Here is a 17,049-nt window from a genome sequence, read left to right as displayed (position 1 = left end):
GTCCAACCGCCTGCTCATCACGTGAGACGGGGTTCGCTCGTTCGGGTCCGGTCAGCGGAATGACCGGTCCGCGCGCCGGTTCATGATCCGTCCACGGCCTGTGGTGTATGGTCCGTCGCATGTTCGCGCACTCGACCCAGAACCAGAACTGGTGGTGGCCCGCTCACCCGGCGGCCCACTGACTGCGCGTACGCACGACTTCGCGAAGGCCGCCCGAGGGGCGGCCTTCGGTGTTTTCGCGGACTTCCGCGCCGGCCGTTCCTCCCGATCACTGATCCAGTCATCGATCGATGGAAGAGGAACGATGCGACTCGACCGGCTCCTGCACGACAACCGCCCGTTCGCCCTGCTCCGCCGCCGCACGCCCGGCCGTGCCGCCGAAACGGGGGCCGTGGTCGAACTGCTGCTCGGCCCGGTGACCACGTACGACCGGCTCGCCGACATCCCCGACGAGGGCCTCGCCCTCATCCCCTTCCGCCAGATCCGCGAGCGCGGCTTCGACGTCCGCGACGACGGCACCCCGCTCACGGTGCTCACGCCCGAGGAGACGTACGAACTCCCGCTGGAGGAGGCGCTGGTCCAGCTTCCCGCGCACGACGTGCGGGTCGAGGGCGGTGGCTTCGACGTCGGCGACGAGGAGTACGCGGACATCGTCGGGCGGGTGCTGCGGGAGGAGATCGGGCGGGGCGAGGGGGCGAACTTCGTCATCCGGCGGACTTACGAGGGCGAGATCCCGGGGTTCGGACGCGCCGACGCCCTCGCCCTGTTCCGGCGGCTGCTGGTCGGGGAGCGGGGCGCGTACTGGACGTTCGTGGTGCACACCGGCGAGCGGACCCTCGTGGGCGCCAGTCCCGAGGTGCACGTCAGGATGTCCGGCGGGACCGTGGTCATGAACCCGATCAGCGGCACGTACCGCTATCCGGCGGAGGGGCCCACCCCCGAGCACCTGCTCGGTTTCCTCGCCGACGGCAAGGAGATCGAGGAGCTGTCGATGGTCGTCGACGAGGAGCTCAAGATGATGTGCACCGTCGGCGACATGGGCGGGGTCGTGGTGGGGCCGCGGCTGAAGGAGATGGCCCATCTCGCGCACACGGAGTACGAGTTGCGGGGGCGGTCCTCGCTGGATGTGCGGGAGGTGCTGAAGGAGACGATGTTCGCGGCGACCGTCACCGGGTCGCCCGTGCAGAACGCCTGCCGGGTGATCGAGCGGCACGAGGTCGGTGGGCGCGGCTACTACGCGGGGGCCTTGGCACTCGTCGGGCGGGACGCCGGCGGGGCGCAGACCCTCGACTCGCCGATCCTCATCCGGACCGCCGACATCGCGCCGGACGGACGGCTGCGGGTGCCGGTCGGCGCCACGCTCGTCCGTGGCTCGGACCCGGCGGGCGAGGTCGCCGAGACCCACGCGAAGGCGGCCGGGGTGCTGGCGGCACTGGGTGTGGTGCCGGGGCCGCCCCGGGAGACGGGCGTACGGCCGCGGCTCGCGGACGATCCGAGGGTGCGGGCGGCGCTGGACGGGCGGCGGGCCTCGCTGGCGCCGTTCTGGCTGCGGATGCGGGAAGCCACCGCAACGGCAGCGGAGCCGACCGGGCACGCCCTGGTCGTCGACGCCGAGGACACCTTCACGGCGATGCTCGCGCACGTCCTGCGGTCCTCGGGTTTGGAGGTGACCGTGCGGCGCTACGACGAGCCGGGGCTGCGGGAGGCCGTCGCAGGGCACATGGGGCCGTTGGTGCTCGGGCCCGGCCCCGGCGACCCGGGTGACCCGGCCGACCCGAAGATGCGGTTCCTGCGCGAACTGACCGCCGAGGTCGTCCGGGAGCACCGGCACGGCGTCCTCGGTGTCTGCCTCGGGCACGAGCTGATCGCGGCGGAGCTGGGGCTGGAGATCGTCCGGAAGGACGTGCCGTTCCAGGGCGCGCAGACGGAGATCGACCTGTTCGGGCGGACGGAGACCGTCGGCTTCTACAACAGCTTCGTGGCGCACTGCGACGACGAGGCGAGCAGGGAGCTGGCGGCGCAGGGGGTCGAGGTCAGCCGGAGTGCGAGCGGGGAGGTGCATGCGCTGCGGGGGCCCGGTTTCGCCGGGGTGCAGTTCCATCCGGAGTCGGTGCTCTCGCTGAACGGGGCTGCTGTCGTACGGGAGTTGATGGGTCGGCTGCGGGGTGCGGGCACCCTGGGGTGAGGCGGAGGGGCGCCCGGGCTCGCACCCGGGCGCCCCGCGCGCTCAGCCGAAGAAGACGCCGGCCTCCTCGTACAGCTTCGGGTCGACCGTCTTGAGTTTCGCCGTGGCCTCCGCGATCGGGACGCGGGCGATGTCCGTGCCGCGCAGGGCGACCATCTTGCCGAAGTCGCCGTCGCGGACCGCCTCGATGGCGTGCAGGCCGAAGCGGGTGGCCAGCCAGCGGTCGAAGGCGCTGGGTGTGCCCCCGCGCTGGACATGGCCCAGCACCGTGGTGCGCGCCTCCTTGCCGGTCCGCTTCTCGATCTCCTTGGCCAGCCATTCACCGACGCCGGACAGGCGCACGTGCCCGAAGGAGTCGAGGGACTGGTCCTTCAGCACCATGTCGCCGTCCTTGGGCATGGCGCCCTCCGCGACGACCACGATCGGGGCGTACGAGGCGCTGAAGCGCGAGGTCACCCAGGCGCACACCTGTTCGGTATCGAAGCGCTGTTCGGGGATGAGGATGACGTTGGCACCGCCGGCGAGGCCGGAGTGGAGGGCGATCCAGCCGGCGTGCCGGCCCATCACCTCGCAGACGAGGACGCGCATGTGCGACTCGGCGGTGGTGTGCAGTCGGTCGATCGCCTCCGTCGCGATGCCGACCGCGGTGTCGAAGCCGAAGGTGTAGTCGGTGGCGGACAGGTCGTTGTCGATCGTCTTCGGTACGGCGACGACCGGCACCCCGTACTCGTCGGTGAGGCGGGCCGCGACGCCGAGGGTGTCCTCGCCGCCGATCGCGATGAGCGCGTCGACCTCCTGCGCGGCGAGGTTCTCCCGGATGCGGGCGATGCCGTTCTCCTGCTTGAGGGGGTTGGTCCGTGAGGAGCCGAGGATGGTGCCGCCGCGCGGGAGGATGCCGCGCACGGCGGGGATGTCGAGGCGCACGCTGATGCCCTCCAGCGGACCCCGCCAGCCGTCCCGGTAGCCGACGAAGTCGTACTCGTACTCCTGTACGCCCTTACGGACGATGGCCCGGATGACGGCGTTGAGCCCGGGGCAGTCGCCGCCTCCGGTCAGTACTCCGACGCGCATGGAAGTGTCCCTTCGCCGCGGGTTCCTGACGAAGGATCAGTGTGACGCGCGCCTCACTCGGCGTCGAGGCTCCGTACTCTTCTCACTCGTCGTCCAGGCCGCGCTGTATCGCGTACCGCACCAGTTCCACCCGGTTGTGCAGTTGCAGCTTGCCCAGGGTGTTCTGGACGTGGTTCTGGACCGTGCGGTGGGAGATGACCAGGCGTTCGGCGATCTGCTTGTAGCTGAGTCCCTTGGCCACCAGCCGCAGCACCTCCGTCTCGCGGTCGGTGAGCTGCGGGGCCCGGGGCTCGTCGGCGTCCGCGGCCGGGGCCGGCTCGGAGGCCAGCCGTCGGTACTCGCCGAGGACCAGGCCTGCCAGTCCCGGGGTGAACACCGGGTCGCCGACCGCGGTACGGCGCACCGCGTCCAGCAGTTCCTCCGTCGAGGCCGACTTCAGCAGGTAGCCGGTCGCGCCCGACTTCACCGCCTCCAGTACGTCGGCGTGCTCGCCGCTCGCCGAGAGGACCAGGACGCGCAGGGCGGGGTTGGCCCCGACCAGTTCCTTGCAGACCTGGACGCCGGGTTTGGCGGGCAGGTTCAGGTCGAGCACGAGGACGTCCGGTGCGACGGCGCGGGCGCGGCGTACGGCCTGCTCGCCGTCGCTCGCCGTGGCGACCACGTCGAACCCGGACTCGGCCAGGTCGCGGGCGACAGCGTCACGCCACATGGGGTGGTCGTCCACCACCATCACCCGCAGCGGGCCCCGGCCGCCTTCCTCGTCAACGGTCGTGCCCTTGCCGTCGTTCCCGGTGGCCGTCATCGCCGCTCCGCCTTCCCCCGTGCCGATCTGGTGTTTTTCGGTACCGTCAGTTCGACCTCGGTGCCCTGCCCCGGCACCGAGATCAGTTCGGCGTCGCCGCCGAGGTCGCGCAGCCGGCCACGGATCGACTGGGCCACGCCGAGCCGCCCCTCGCCCTCGGCCTGGGCGAGCCGCCCCTCCGGGATGCCCGGCCCGTCGTCACGCACGGTCACGACGACGGAGGTCGGCTCGTCCTCGACCAGGATCCAGGCGCGGGCGTCCTCCCCGACATGCTTCCGTACGTTGTCCAGGGCGGCGCCGACCGCCGCGGCCAGCTCCTTCGCGGCGGCCCGGGCGAGCGGCACGGGCGCGCCCGGCTCGGAGAGGGTGATCGTCGAGGTGGCGTACGGGACGAGCAGGGTGCGCAGGTCCACCGGGTCCGACGCGTCCGGCTCGGACTCCCCCGCCGCGTGCACGGCCTCGCCGTACGGCGACTCACGCGACTCCGGTGCGAGGCCGCCGGAGACGAGGGCGCGCAGCGCGACCTCCTGCTCGCCGGCCATCCGGCCCAGTTCCCCGGCCTCGCCGCCGAGCACGGCGCCGCGCCGCTGCACCATCGCCAGTACCTGGAGGACGCTGTCGTGGATGTCCCGGGCGAGGCGCTCCCGTTCACGGGTCGCGGCCTCGATCTCCAGGGCGCGGGCAAGGATGCGCTCGGAGGCGCGGGCTACCTCGACGACGTACCCGATGGCGATGGAGGCGACCCACACCAGGATCACGTTGTGGATGGTGTCGCGGGCCGGGGTGCCGCGCTCGACCAGGTTCACCACGGCGACCAGCGTCGAGGCGAGGGCCGCCCAGCGCCAGCCGCCCTTGATCGCGAAGGCCAGGACGGAGCCCGCGGTCCATATCGACGGCAGGGTCGGGCCGCCCGACTGGATGCGTTCGTGGGTGTCGGCGAGGGGCGTGAGGAGGATGCCGGTGAGGGCGATCGTGAGGTCGGCGGCGAGGAAGCGCTTGGTGCAGCTGGCCGCGTTGGCGACCCAGGGCAGGGTGGCCAGGGTCCAGACGACCAGGACGACGTAGTAGGCGACGGCGACCCAGACACGCTGGAACCCGTCGTAGGCGGTGGCGAAGAAGCCCACCGCGTACAGCATGGTGAGCACCCGGTAGCCGGCCAGCGCACGCCACAGCGGCTGCTCGACCGACATCCGCATGATCGTCGGTCGCCCGGCCTTCTCCCGCCCGGTTTTCTCACGTACAGCCATGTCCCCGCCCACCCCGAACCCGCCCCCGGTACTGCTATTTGGTGCCCGAACGTTCCTTCTCCAGGGCCTTCTGCGCCTGCTTCTCCGCCAGTTTCTCCGCCTTCAGCGCTTCCGCGATCTGACGCTTGGCGGCCGAGGCGTAGATGTCGACGTACTCCTGGCCGGAGAGCTTCATAATTTCGTACATGACCTCGTCGGTCACGGCCCGGAGCACGAAGCGGTCGTGTTCCATGCCCTGGTACCGGCTGAAGTCGAGCGGCTCGCCGATACGGATGCCGGGGCGCATCAGCTTGGGCATCACCTTGCCGGGCGGCTGGATCTTCTCGGTGTCGATCATCGCCACGGGAATGACCGGCGCCCCGGTGGCGAGCGCCACGCGCGCGAGGCCGCCGGGCTTGCCCCGGTAGAGGCGGCCGTCGGGCGAGCGCGTGCCCTCCGGATAGATGCCGAACAGCTCACCGCGCTCGAGGACTTCGACACCGCTCCTGATCGCGGCCTCGCCCGCCCCGCGCGCCCCGGAGCGGTCCACCGGGAGCTGGCCGACGCCCTTGAAGAAGGCGGCGGTCATCCGGCCCTTGAGACCGGGCGTCGTGAAGTACTCGGCCTTCGCGATGAAGGTGACCTTGCGGTCGAGGACCGCGGGGAGGAAGAACGAGTCGGAGAAGGACAGGTGATTGCTCGCCAGGATCGCCGGGCCGTCGGCCGGAACGTTCTCCAGGCCTTCCACCCAGGGCCTGAAGGCGACCTTCAGCGGGACCCCGACGGAAACCTTCATCGCGCCGTACAACAACCGACTGCCTCCTGTGTCTGTGGATCAGACCTTAACCCGCGGCACCGGCAAAGAACCCGACGGCCCTGGTCGGTGTCAGTGCGGTCGCGTACGGTGAAGTACGCCTCGAAGCCTCGTGGCTTCCATGCGTGATCACCCACCCCAGTCACCCACCCCATGAACAGGAGACCGATGGTGCCGGTCCTTCCTGGAGCCGAGCCGTACCGCCATGAGGGCGGGGAGGTCGGAGTCCTCCTCTGCCACGGTTTCACCGGTTCCCCGCAGTCGTTGCGCCCCTGGGCGGAGTACCTCGCCGAGCGCGGACTGACCGTCTCGCTGCCGCTGCTGCCCGGGCACGGCACGCGCTGGGAGGACATGCAGCTCACCGGCTGGCAGGACTGGTACGCGGAGGTGGACCGTGAGCTGCGCGCCCTGCTGGAGCGCTGCACCCGGGTGTTCGTCTTCGGCCTGTCGATGGGCGGCGCGCTGACCCTGCGGCTCGCCGCGCAGTACGGCGACCGGATCAGCGGCATCGTGGTCGTCAACCCGGCGAACAAGGTGCACGGCCTCGCCGCGTACGCCCTTCCGGTGGTGCGTCATCTGGTGCCCTCGGTGCCCGGCATCGTGAGCGACATAAAGAAGGAGGGTGCCACGGAGGTCGGATACCCCAGGGTTCCGCTGCACGCGGCGCACTCGATGCGGACGTTCTACCGCCTGCTCGACGGCGAGCTGCCGCAGGTCACCCAGCCGATGCTGCTGCTGCACAGCCGCGCGGACCATGTGGTGCCGCCGGCCGACTCGGCCCGGGTGCTCAGCCGGGTGTCGTCCACGGACGTGACGGAGATCGTGCTGGAACAGAGCTACCACGTCGCGACGTTGGACCATGATGCGGACCGGATCTTCGAGGAGAGCCACGCGTTCGTCCTCCGGCTCGCACCCGCGGCCGGTAAGGGGTCCGAGGAGTCGAAGGACTCGGTGGGACCGGGAGACCGAGTGGGGCAGCAGGAAGGGACGGCCACGGGTGGCTGAGCACGACTCCGACCGCGAGCCGGAGGAGAAGGGCGTGCCCTTCGACGAAGCGGCCGCGTGGGCCGCGATCGTGGAGGCGTACGGCGACGAGCCGCCGGACCCGCCCGGCGCCAAACCGTTCAAGTCCGTCGAGGATCTGGCGCTGCTCGAATCGGACACGAACGACGACATCGACGACATCGTCGACCCCGACCCCAAGGGCAACGCCGACAAGGTGGCCAAGGGCGACGGACAGCCCGCGAAGCCGCTGGGCAGCTCCGTCGCCTTCGCCCCGGGCGTCGGCGGCCCGCGCGACTACACGGCCCCCGACGCGTCGGAGGACGACTTCGACGATGACGACGAGGGCCACTTCGTACCACCGGAGCCGCCTCCGCTGCCGGCCTCCGACACGACGGCCCGGTTCGCCTGGCTGGCGGTGCTCGGCGGTCCGGTCCTGCTGCTGCTCGCCGTACTGCTGGGCTGGGACATGACCTGGTGGCTGACGACGCTGGGCATCGGCGGGTTCCTCGGCGGGTTCGCGACGCTGGTGATGCGGATGAAGGGCGACGAGGACGACGAGCAGGATCCGGGTCGGGGGGCGGTGGTCTGACGACCACGGCTCCGGCTCCGGGGACGTTCTGGGACGTCTGAGAAGCGGGGATTCTGAGGGCGGCCAGGACCGGAAGGTGGTCCGTGGCCGCCCTCAGGCAGCTCCTCTCGACGCCGCACTCGCACTGCTCGGAGGGGGCTTCACAGGCTTCGAGCGGCTGCGCCGGACTCCGCCCGGCGGGCTGGGCTCAGGATGCCGGTACACGCAGTGCCGCCAGCACGGGCAGGTGATCCGTCGCCGCCCTCAGGTCCGACGCCAGCACCCCTGGGTGCCCCGTCGGCACCCCACAGCCGAGGACCTCGATGCCCGGCGTGGCCAGGATCGCGTCGATCCGCTGGTGCGGGTCGGTGGGCGTCGAGGTGTACTCCGTACCCCAGGGGGCGGTGCTCCAGCAGTCCTGGAGGCCGGTGGCCAGGCGCCGGAAGCTGCGGCCGGCGGGGCGTTCGTTGAGGTCGCCGCCCGCGACCGCGTGGGGTACGTCGAGCGCGGCGAGGCGGTCGAGGAGCAGGCCGGACTGCTCGTACCGCTCGTCCTTCTGCAGGCTGAGATGACAGCTCAGCACGCCGAGCCGGGCGCCCCCGAAGCGGACGACCGCCGTCGCGAAACCGCGGCGGTGCCGGCCGGGGGTGAGCGGCAGAAGGACGTCCTCGGTGCGTTCGACGGTCGCGCGCAGGGAGCAGAGGAGGGCCGGGCCGGCGGCGGTGGCGCCGCCGGACAGGAGTACCTGGCCGGAGGCTGCCGCGAGCCGGGAGAGCTTTCTGCGCCAGCGGAAGAAGCGGGGGGCTTCCTGGATGAGGACCAGGTCGGGGGCGCAGGCGGTGATGACGCGGGCGAGGGCGGTGGTGTCGTCGCGCATCGAGCGGATGTTGTAGCTGAGGACTCGGATGACGGCGGAACCGTCGGGGTCCGTGCGGGGGGTTGGGAGCGGGGGGTTGGTCGCCATGTTGGTCAAGATACGGAGGTGGGGTGGGGGGCGGCGGGAACTCGCCGTGAGAGGTGCGGTTGTTGGCCGTCTGACGGCCCGTTGTGGCTTGTCGCGCCCACGCGGCGGAGCCGCACAATGACACAGCCCCGCGCCCCTAAAGGCTGCTCGCCGTCCCCTTCCAGGGGACGGCGAGCAGGTACGGGTGCGGAGGGCGTTCTACATGATCGGGTCGGGTTCACGGGCCAGGTCCGCCGCGCCCACCATGCCTGCCTTGTTGCCCAGTTGGGCGGCGATGACGTCGGCGACCGGGCGCCAGTTGCCGCCCACCAGCCAGCGCTTGTAGGACCTGCGGATGGGGTCGAGGACCAGTTCGCCCTCGTCCGAGAGGCCGCCGCCGACGATGAAGGCGGAGGGGTCGAAGAGGGAGGCCAGATCGGCGAGGCCCGAGCCGGCCCAGCGGGCCAGTTCGCGGTACGAGTCGACGGCGACGGGGTCGCCCTGCCTCGCGGCCATCGAGATGTGCTTGCCCTCGATGCCGTCGGGGGTGCCGTCGCCCAGGGAGAGGAGCAGCTCCGCGTTCTCGGGGGTCGCGTTGGCGCGCTGCTTCGCGTACCGGACGAGGGCGCGCCCCGACGCGTACTGCTCCCAGCAGCCCTGGCTGCCGCAGCCGCACAGCAGCCCGTCCGGGACCACGCGGATGTGGCCGAACTCGGCGGCCACGCCGAAGTGGCCGCGGCGCAGCTTGTTGCCGATGATGATGCCGCCGCCGAGGCCGGTGCCCAGGGTGATGCAGATGACGTTGCGGTGGCCCTTGCCGGCGCCGAACTTGTACTCGCCCCACGCCGCCGCGTTCGCGTCGTTCTCGACGACGACCGGCAGGCCCACGCGGGTCTCGACCTTGTCCTTCAGCGGTTCCTCGCGCCAGTCGATGTTGGGCGCGAAGTAGACCGTGGATCGCTCGCGGTTCACGTATCCGGCGGCGCCGATACCGACGCCCACGATGTCGTGCCCGGCGCGCGCGCCCTCGACGGCGGCGGCGATGGCGTCCACGATGCCCTCGGGCGTGCCCGGGGTCGGCACCTTGTGGGTCGAGAGGATGTTGCCCTCCTCGTCGACCACGCCGGCCGCGATCTTCGTGCCGCCGATATCGACGCCGATGGTGAGTCCCATGAATCCCTCAGTTTCGGTGGAGCCCCGCTACGGCCAACCGTACCCGAGGCCCTGTCGCCGGGTGCCCCTCGTCCGCACGCCGGGCGGGCCCGACGGGGACGTGGTCCAAGGGGTGTCAGTCCAGGTCGATGCGCTCGCCGGAGCCGGTGCCCTCGCCCGGGTCCTCGCCCCGGTTCTTTCCTCCGTCGGCCTCCCCGGTCGTCCAGCGGCGTTCCTGGGACTCGACGGCGGAGCGGTAGGCGGCGAGCAGTTCGTTGCCCGCGGCTGCCAGGTGGTCGAAGACATCCGGATTGCGTTCGATCACCGGTTCGACGGCCGCCCTGGCCTGCTGGACGACCTGCTGCACCACCTGCTGGGCGGTGCCCTGGGCGACCGCGCCGAGCAGCGGTGACTGGAGGGACGACAGCTTCTCCGAGACGGCGTCGACGAGCTTGCGCAGTTCCTCGGCGGCGGAGCCCGGCTGCTGGCCGTACCGGGCCCGGCGGCGCGCCTTCTCCGCTTCGAGGTCCTCGGCGCAGGCCTTCGCCCACGCGTCGGCGTCGGAGGCGGGCGTCTCGTACGGTGCCTCGTCGGCCGCGTCCCCCCGAGCGGCGTCGGATGTGGGGCGCTCTTCGCTCATGGCGGGCTCCTGACTACGGTTCGTCTCTCCGACGGTACCCGAATGGACGTACGCCGTTCATCGGGTCTGCGGCCACAGATCCGGGTCCGGCGCGAAACGGACCCTCAGCTCGCCGTCGCGCAGGGCGGCACCGGCCACCGTGCAGCGGCGCAGTGCCGAGGGCAGCGGAACGATACGGCGGAACGGGCCGACGGTGACCACGAGTTCGTCGCCGCGCCGGACCAGGTCGAGCTCGTCGCGTATCGCGCCGGGCAGGGGGATGTGCCAGAGGAGCACACCGTCGTCGGCGAGGTGGTCGGTGACGGGCCACTCGACGGTGGCGGGGGTCCGGTTGACGGCGGGTGCGCGGAGGGCTGCCAGGTCGTCGGTGCCGCGCGGGTCGTGTCCGAGGTGCGGGACCTGGTGGAGGGCGTACGGCTGCGGCGACTCGCCCCACTCGTCCAACGCCTTGCGCTGCTGGGCGGTGACGGAGGCGAGCCAGGGGTCGGTCGAGGGCTCCGGCAGGACACGGTTGGCGAGCAGCACGTCCGCGCGCAGGCCGCGCAGGGCGAGTCCGGTGGTGGCGGCGCGTACGGCGTCTGTGCCGGCCGGGCCGGGTTCGGCGACCAGTCGTACGACGGTGTCCCGGTCCTCGACGACCGCGGCGACGGCGGCCAGTTCCACGTCCCAGCGGGCGGCGGCCTCGTACAGCCACTCCGTGGGCATCGGGACACCGGCGAGGCGGCCGAGTACGGGCCGCAGGGCGCGGGCGGCCTGGCGTTCGGCGGGGAGGAGGCGGCGCAGATAGCGGCGGAGTTCCTCGGGGAGGGCGAGGAGGGCGAGCGCCTGTGCGGTGGGCGGGAGGTCGACGACCAGGAGGTCGTACGCCTCCGAGAGCGCGGCGTCGCGCAGGGCGCGCAGGAGGGCGAGCTCCTCGGCGCCGGGGAGGGGGGTGGGTTCCTCGGGGTCGAGCCGGGAGGCGCCGAGGAAGCCGAGGACGTTCGAGGCGCGGTCCTGGAAGGCGGTGAGGTCGGCGCGGAAACCTTCGGCGGCGTCGGGACGCCAGGCGGTGAGGTGAGGGACGCCCGGTACGGCCACGGGGGTGGGGCCGGTGGGCGTGCCGAGGGCGGCGCCGAGGGTGTCGGTGCGGTCGGTGCTGAGGACGAGGGTGGGGATGCCGTCGCGCGCCGCGGTCAGTGCGGTGGCCGCGGCGAGGGTGGTACGGCCCGAGCCGCCGGGGCCGGTCAGGAGGAGGGTGCGCATGTGGGTGAACGGTACCGGTGTCGGCGCCCGCCTCCGGGGGCTGCGCCCCCGGACCCCCGCATCGACCCTGAACGGGCCTCGTCCTCAAGCGCCGGACGGGCTGAAGACGCGGGCCCGCGCTTCAAGGCTCTGCCCGCGCCGCAGCAGCAGCGCGGGCAGGTGGCGGGGAACTACTTGGGCTCTTCCACGCGCTTCTTCAGGCCCGCCAGCGCCCGGTCGATGATGACCTTCTCGGCCTTGCGCTTGATCATGCCGAGCATCGGGATCTTGACGTCCACCGTCAACTGGTAGGTGACCTCGGTCGCGCCGTCACCCGCCGCCTTCAGGATGTACGAGCCGTCCAGCGCCCGCAGCATCTGCGACTTGACCAGGGTCCACGAGACCTCGTGGTCGCCGGTCCAGGTGTAGCCGAGGGTCTGGTCGTCCTTGATCGCGCCGGCGTCCATGACGAGGCGGACCTGCTCGGCGCGGCCCTGGGCGTCGGTCTTCAGAACCTGCGCCTCCTTCACCTCGCCGGTCCAGTCCGGGTAACGGGCGAAGTCGGCGATCACCGCCATCACCTCGTTCGGTGCCGCCTCGATCGTGATGCTCGAACTGGTGAATTCCGCCATCGAAGTGGCTCCTCCAGATGCGGTCCGGTGAGGGAGGGTCGGTGAGCACGTATGTGCAGCGTGAAGGCTACCCCGCGCAGCGCAGGCCGTTGGCACCCGCACCCCGGTCACCGCCGGACGTCGGCCGCCCCACCCGGGGTCACCATTCCAGCGCCCACGGCTTCCCGCTCCCCGCGAAGTGCCCCACGTTCACGCACTCCGTGGCGCCGATCCGCATCCGCCGGGCCAGCGGCTGGTGGACATGGCCGAACAGCGCGTACCGGGGGCGCGTGCGCCGGATCGCGTCCAGCAGCGCACGGCTGCCGCGTTCGAAGCGGCGCGCGACCGTGTCGTACACCAGCTCCGGGACCTCCGGCGGGATGTGCGTGCACAGCACGTCCACCTCGCCGACCGCCTCGAGCTTCGCCGCGTACTCCTCGTCGCTGATCTCGTACGGCGTGCGCATGGGTGTCTTCAACCCCCCGCCGACGAAGCCGAAGACCCGGCCCCCGATCTCCACCCGCTCCCCGTCCAGGACCTGGGTACCCGGGCCGGCGTACTCCGGCCACAGTGTCGGCATGTCGACGTTGCCGTAGGTGGCGTACGTCGGTGTCGGGAACGCGGCGAACAGTTCGGCGTACTGCTTGCGCACCGCCTTCTCTATGACCGTCGCCCGGTCCATGCCGATGCCCGCCCACAGCCGGGCCCCGAGTGCGCGCGCCTCCTCGAAACGGCGGGCCGTGCGCAGCGCCACGAGACGGTCGGCGTTCTCGGGGCCGAAGAGGTCGGGGAAGATGCCGCGCGAGTGGTCGGCGTAGTCGAGGAAGAGGACCAGGTCGCCCAGACAGATCAGGGCGTCCGCGCCCGCACCGGCCACGGCCAGGTCCCGCACGTTGCCGTGCACGTCGCTGACCACATGAACGCGCGTCTTCTTCCCATCCGGGTTGCCCCGCGGTGAGGGTGCCATGGCGATCAAGGGTAGGCGTGTGCGGCATGAGTGAACAGGACAGGGGGGTCGCTCGCGGTTACTGGTCAGTCAAGAAAACCGTGCACTACTGTGCGTAAAAGACACCAACCCGTGTGACGCCGCGAACATCTCGCCGGGCCCTCTGTCCTAGGAGCCATACCGGCGGGTAACGTCCGGGCAGTCCAGTCGTGCTCAGGATTTCAACTACGAGATCCGTGAGTACTTGCCCGAGCCATGGACCGCACCGTCGCATCGCACAACGTCGTGGCGCCGGCGCCCTATGAGGAGCAGCAGTCTTGCGCGAGTTCAGCCTTCCGGCTTTGTACGAGGTCCCCGCGGACGGAAATCTGACCGACATCGTCCGCCGAAACGCCGTGCAGCATCCGGATGTCGCCGTCATCGCCCGCAAGGTGGATGGCGCCTGGCAGGACGTGACGGCCACGGCCTTCCTCGCCGAGGTGCACGCCACCGCCAAGGGCCTCATCGCCTCCGGGGTCGCGCAGGGCGACCGGGTCGCTCTGATGTCCCGCACACGGTACGAGTGGACCCTGTTCGACTTCGCGATCTGGTGCGCGGGCGCGGTGACCGTACCCGTGTACGAGACCAGCTCCGCCGAGCAGGTGCAGTGGATCCTCGGTGACTCGGGGGCCACCGCGATCATCGTGGAGCTGGACGGCCACGCGGCCTCCGTCGAGTCGGTGCGCGACCGGCTGCCCGAGCTCAAGCACGTCTGGCAGATCGACGCCGACGCCGTGCAGGAACTGGAGCGGGCCGGCAAGGACGTCAGCGACGCGACCGTCGAGGAACGCGGTGCGCGGACGAAGGCCGACGACCCGGCGACCATCGTGTACACGAGCGGTACGACCGGCCGGCCCAAGGGGTGTGTGCTCACGCACCGCAGCTTCTTCGCCGAGTGCGGGAACGTCGTCGAGCGACTGCGGCCCCTGTTCCGGACCGGCGAGTGCTCGGTCCTTCTCTTCCTCCCGCTCGCGCACGTCTTCGGTCGGCTCGTGCAGATCGCGCCGATGATGGCGCCGATCAAGCTGGGCACCGTCCCGGACATCAAGAACCTCACCGACGAACTGGCCGCGTTCCGGCCGACGTTGATCCTCGGTGTGCCGCGGGTCTTCGAGAAGGTCTACAACTCGGCACGGGCCAAGGCGCAGGCGGACGGCAAGGGCAAGATCTTCGACAAGGCCGCCGACACGGCCATCGCGTACAGCCGGGCGCTGGACGAGCCGTCCGGCCCGTCGGTCGGCCTGAAGTTCAAGCACAAGGTCTTCGACCGGCTGGTCTACAGCAAGCTGCGCAACGTCCTCGGCGGCAAGGGCGAGTTCGCCATCTCCGGGGGCGCCCCGCTCGGTGAGCGGCTCGGGCACTTCTTCCGCGGGATCGGCTTCACGGTGCTGGAGGGCTACGGCCTCACCGAGTCCTGTGCCGCCACCGCGTTCAACCCCTGGGACCGGCAGAAGATCGGCACGGTCGGCCAGCCGCTGCCCGGCTCGGTGGTGCGCATCGCCGACGACGGCGAGGTGCTGCTGCACGGCGAGCACCTGTTCAAGGAGTACTGGAACAACCCCGGCGCGACCGAGGAGGCGCTGGCCGACGGCTGGTTCCACACCGGCGACATCGGCACCCTCGACGAGGACGGCTATCTCCGTATCACCGGCCGCAAGAAGGAGATCATCGTCACGGCGGGCGGCAAGAACGTCGCGCCGGCCGTGATCGAGGACCGTATCCGCGCGCACGCGCTGGTCGGGGAGTGCATGGTGGTGGGCGACGGGCGGCCGTTCGTGGGCGCGCTGGTCACCATCGATGAGGAGTTCCTGGGCCGTTGGGCCGACGAGCACGGCAAGCCGGCCGGGTCCACCGCGGCGTCGCTCGCCCATGACCCGGATCTCCTCGCGGCGATCCAGGGCGCGGTCGACGACGGCAACGCCGCGGTGTCGAAAGCGGAATCGGTGCGGAAGTTCCGCATTCTGGCCTCCCAGTTCACCGAGGAGTCGGGCCACCTGACGCCGTCCCTGAAGCTCAAGCGCAATGTGGTGGCGAAGGACTACTCGGACGAGATCGAGGCTATCTACCAAGGTTAGTGAGCCCCATCAGACCCAACCAGGCCCGACTCAGGCCCCTTCGGCCCAACCGGTCCTGCTGAACGTCATGGCGCGGTGTCCTCGGCGAGGACCCGCGCCATCGTCCGTTCCGCGAGCGCGGTGATCGTCACGAACGGGTTCACCCCGATCGAGCCGGGCACCAGCGAGCCGTCGGTGATGTACAGCTTCGAATACCCCTTCACTCGCCCGTAGTTGTCGGTCGCCTTGCCCAACACGCAGCCGCCCAGCGGGTGGTAGGTGAAGTCGTCGGCGAACACCTTGTTGCCGGAGCCGAACAGGTCGTACCGGTAGATGGTGGAGTTGGCCGCGTTGATCCGGTCGAACAGCTTCTTGGCCATGGCGACGGACACCGCGCTCTGGGCGGCGCTCCAGCCGAGCCGCGCCGAGTCGGTCGCCGCGTCGTAGGTGAACGACGCCCGCTCCGGGTTCTTGGTGAGCGCCAGATAGAGACTCACCCAGTGCTCCAACCCCGTGGGCAGCGGGGCTATTTCGGCGAAGACGGGGTTGGCGGTGTTGGCCCAGTCGTCGATGCCCATGACCGGCATCGTCGACTGGTTCGCCCCGACCGTGTCCCACAGATGGTTGGCGCGCCCGAGCATCACGTTGCCGTTGGTGCCCCACCCGGCCCCCACGCTGGCGTTGAGCGCGGGCAGCGCGCCCGTCTCCCGGGCCCGGACGAGGAGTTCGGTGGTCCCGATGCTGCCGCCGCCGAGGAACAGATAGGTGCACCCGTACTGCTTGGTCTGGACGACCGCACCGGTGTCGTCGATCCGGTCGGCGGTCAGGACGTACGTCCCGTCGGCGGCCCGGGTGATCGCCCTGACCCGCTCCATGGTGGTGATGGTGACGTTGCCGGTGCCCAGTGCCGAGGCGAGGTACGTCTTGTCGAGGCTGCGCTTGCCGTGGTTGTTGCCGTAGATGACCTCCTGGCCGAGCGCGGACTTGGTCGCGGTGCCGGCCGCCTCGCGCCGCATGTACTCGAAGTCGTAGACGCTCGGGACGAAGGTGGTCCTCAGGCCCGTCTTCTCGGCGTGCTTGCGGGAGATCCGGGTGAAGCGGTACCACTCCGTGGACTCGAACCAGGCGGGGTCGACGCTGTTGACGCCGAGCATCGCGCGGGCTCTCGGGAAGTAAGTGCCGTACATCTCGGTGGCGTTGACGCCGGGGAACTGCTCGGCGAAGTACGACTGGAGCGGGGTGACGGCCATGCTGCCGTTGACCAGCGAACCACCCCCGACCCCGCGGCCGAGGAACACGGACATGTCGTTGTAGTGGACGCGGTCCAGGGCGCCGGGGTAGGGGGTGATGTCCCTGTTGACGACGTCCAGCCACAGGAAGCTGGCGAGGGGCGCCTCGGTGCGGGTCTTGAACCACATGGAGCGCTTGTCGGGGGCGGCGGTGGAGCAGAAGACCTTGCCGTCGGGACCCGCCGTGTTCCAGAGGCGGCCCATCTCGATGACGAGGGTGCGGATGCCGGCCTGGCCGAGGCGGAGGGCGGCGACGGCGCCGCCGTATCCGGAGCCGATGACGATCGCGGGGGCGGACTCGACGGCGGCGGGTTCGACGGCCTGGGCCGACTGAAGGCCGACGCGGGTGAATCCGAGGGCGGCGGCCGTCTGGAAGGCGGCCATGCCCAGTATTTGACGTCTCGTCAGCTGATGCTGCGTCAACTGACGGTGTATCACCTTTTCTGTCATGCCCGCAGCATCGGCGGAATTTCGGGTTCCGCC

Annotated in this window: 16 protein-coding genes; 5 read left to right on the top strand and 11 right to left on the bottom strand. The window is 70.9% G+C overall.

The window, feature by feature from the left end; translation table 11 throughout:
* The first annotated feature begins 107 nt into the window (after window positions 1-107).
* Together IEY89_RS42040 and IEY89_RS32435 are read left to right on the top strand one after the other, a co-directional pair.
* The gene (locus IEY89_RS42040; RefSeq protein ID WP_189151153.1) at window positions 108-182 is read left to right on the top strand and encodes a trp operon leader peptide; all 75 of its coding nucleotides are present in this window, start codon (window positions 108-110) and stop codon (window positions 180-182) included.
* A gap of 122 nt (window positions 183-304) precedes the next feature.
* Window positions 305-2,185, top strand: coding sequence for an anthranilate synthase family protein (locus IEY89_RS32435; RefSeq protein ID WP_189151101.1), 1,881 nt, complete (start codon window positions 305-307; stop codon window positions 2,183-2,185).
* 42 nt (window positions 2,186-2,227) lie between these two features.
* Here the strand turns inward: IEY89_RS32435 and IEY89_RS32430 are convergent, their stop codons facing one another.
* The 4 genes from IEY89_RS32430 to IEY89_RS32415 all read right to left on the bottom strand — a co-directional run bounded on the left by IEY89_RS32430 (window position 2,228) and on the right by IEY89_RS32415 (window position 6,080).
* Window positions 2,228-3,256 carry a 6-phosphofructokinase gene (locus tag IEY89_RS32430; protein WP_189151100.1) on the bottom strand — a complete coding sequence of 343 codons (1,029 nt, stop codon included), beginning with the start codon at window positions 3,254-3,256 and terminating at the stop codon, window positions 2,228-2,230.
* A gap of 82 nt (window positions 3,257-3,338) precedes the next feature.
* Window positions 3,339-3,986 carry a response regulator gene (locus tag IEY89_RS32425; protein ID WP_189151152.1) on the bottom strand — a complete coding sequence of 216 codons (648 nt, stop codon included), beginning with the start codon at window positions 3,984-3,986 and terminating at the stop codon, window positions 3,339-3,341.
* Window positions 3,987-4,054: 68 nt separating this feature from the next.
* Window positions 4,055-5,305, bottom strand: a complete 1,251-nt coding sequence (macS, locus tag IEY89_RS32420) for a MacS family sensor histidine kinase (protein WP_229695528.1) — start codon at window positions 5,303-5,305, stop codon at window positions 4,055-4,057.
* A gap of 34 nt (window positions 5,306-5,339) precedes the next feature.
* On the bottom strand, window positions 5,340-6,080 hold the full coding sequence (locus tag IEY89_RS32415; RefSeq protein WP_189151099.1) for a lysophospholipid acyltransferase family protein: 741 nt from the start codon (window positions 6,078-6,080) through the stop codon (window positions 5,340-5,342).
* Between the two features lie 189 nt (window positions 6,081-6,269).
* Here IEY89_RS32415 and IEY89_RS32410 point away from each other — a divergent pair, with 189 nt between their 5' ends.
* Both IEY89_RS32410 and IEY89_RS32405 read left to right on the top strand, forming a co-directional pair.
* Window positions 6,270-7,103, top strand: a complete 834-nt coding sequence (locus tag IEY89_RS32410) for an alpha/beta hydrolase (protein ID WP_189151150.1) — start codon at window positions 6,270-6,272, stop codon at window positions 7,101-7,103.
* Window positions 7,096-7,692, top strand: coding sequence for a hypothetical protein (locus tag IEY89_RS32405; protein WP_189151098.1), 597 nt, complete (start codon window positions 7,096-7,098; stop codon window positions 7,690-7,692). Before IEY89_RS32410 ends, IEY89_RS32405 begins: the two co-directional genes overlap by 8 nt.
* Before the next feature lie 187 nt (window positions 7,693-7,879).
* Here the strand turns inward: IEY89_RS32405 and IEY89_RS32400 are convergent, their stop codons facing one another.
* The 6 genes from IEY89_RS32400 to IEY89_RS32375 form a co-directional block, all read right to left on the bottom strand.
* Window positions 7,880-8,635: an endonuclease/exonuclease/phosphatase family protein gene (locus IEY89_RS32400; RefSeq protein ID WP_189151097.1), complete on the bottom strand. Its 756-nt coding sequence runs from the start codon at window positions 8,633-8,635 to the stop codon at window positions 7,880-7,882.
* A gap of 198 nt (window positions 8,636-8,833) precedes the next feature.
* On the bottom strand, window positions 8,834-9,787 hold the full coding sequence (locus tag IEY89_RS32395) for an ROK family glucokinase (protein ID WP_189151096.1): 954 nt from the start codon (window positions 9,785-9,787) through the stop codon (window positions 8,834-8,836).
* Window positions 9,788-9,902: 115 nt separating this feature from the next.
* On the bottom strand, window positions 9,903-10,406 hold the full coding sequence (locus IEY89_RS32390; RefSeq protein ID WP_189151095.1) for a DUF5304 domain-containing protein: 504 nt from the start codon (window positions 10,404-10,406) through the stop codon (window positions 9,903-9,905).
* A 57-nt stretch (window positions 10,407-10,463) separates the two neighbouring features.
* Entirely contained in the window at window positions 10,464-11,648 is a 1,185-nt protein-coding gene (locus IEY89_RS32385) for an ArsA family ATPase (protein WP_189151094.1), read from the bottom strand.
* 170 nt (window positions 11,649-11,818) lie between these two features.
* On the bottom strand, window positions 11,819-12,259 hold the full coding sequence (locus IEY89_RS32380) for an SRPBCC family protein (RefSeq protein WP_189151093.1): 441 nt from the start codon (window positions 12,257-12,259) through the stop codon (window positions 11,819-11,821).
* Window positions 12,260-12,398: 139 nt separating this feature from the next.
* Window positions 12,399-13,154 carry a metallophosphoesterase family protein gene (locus tag IEY89_RS32375; RefSeq protein WP_189151149.1) on the bottom strand — a complete coding sequence of 252 codons (756 nt, stop codon included), beginning with the start codon at window positions 13,152-13,154 and terminating at the stop codon, window positions 12,399-12,401.
* Between the two features lie 347 nt (window positions 13,155-13,501).
* On the opposite strand from IEY89_RS32375, the gene IEY89_RS32370 reads away from it, so the two are divergent.
* Entirely contained in the window at window positions 13,502-15,298 is a 1,797-nt protein-coding gene (locus IEY89_RS32370; RefSeq protein ID WP_189151092.1) for an AMP-dependent synthetase/ligase, read from the top strand.
* 65 nt (window positions 15,299-15,363) lie between these two features.
* Here IEY89_RS32370 and IEY89_RS32365 read toward each other — a convergent pair whose 3' ends face one another.
* Window positions 15,364-17,016, bottom strand: coding sequence for a GMC oxidoreductase (locus tag IEY89_RS32365; RefSeq protein ID WP_486389066.1), 1,653 nt, complete (start codon window positions 17,014-17,016; stop codon window positions 15,364-15,366).
* Window positions 17,017-17,049: the final 33 nt, after the last annotated feature.

It is taken from the genome of Streptomyces lacrimifluminis, from assembly GCF_014646095.1.
Taxonomy (GTDB): domain Bacteria; phylum Actinomycetota; class Actinomycetes; order Streptomycetales; family Streptomycetaceae; genus Streptomyces; species Streptomyces lacrimifluminis.
Note: the sequence above shows the minus strand (reverse complement) of the source record. Positions and strands in the feature narration are given on the sequence as shown.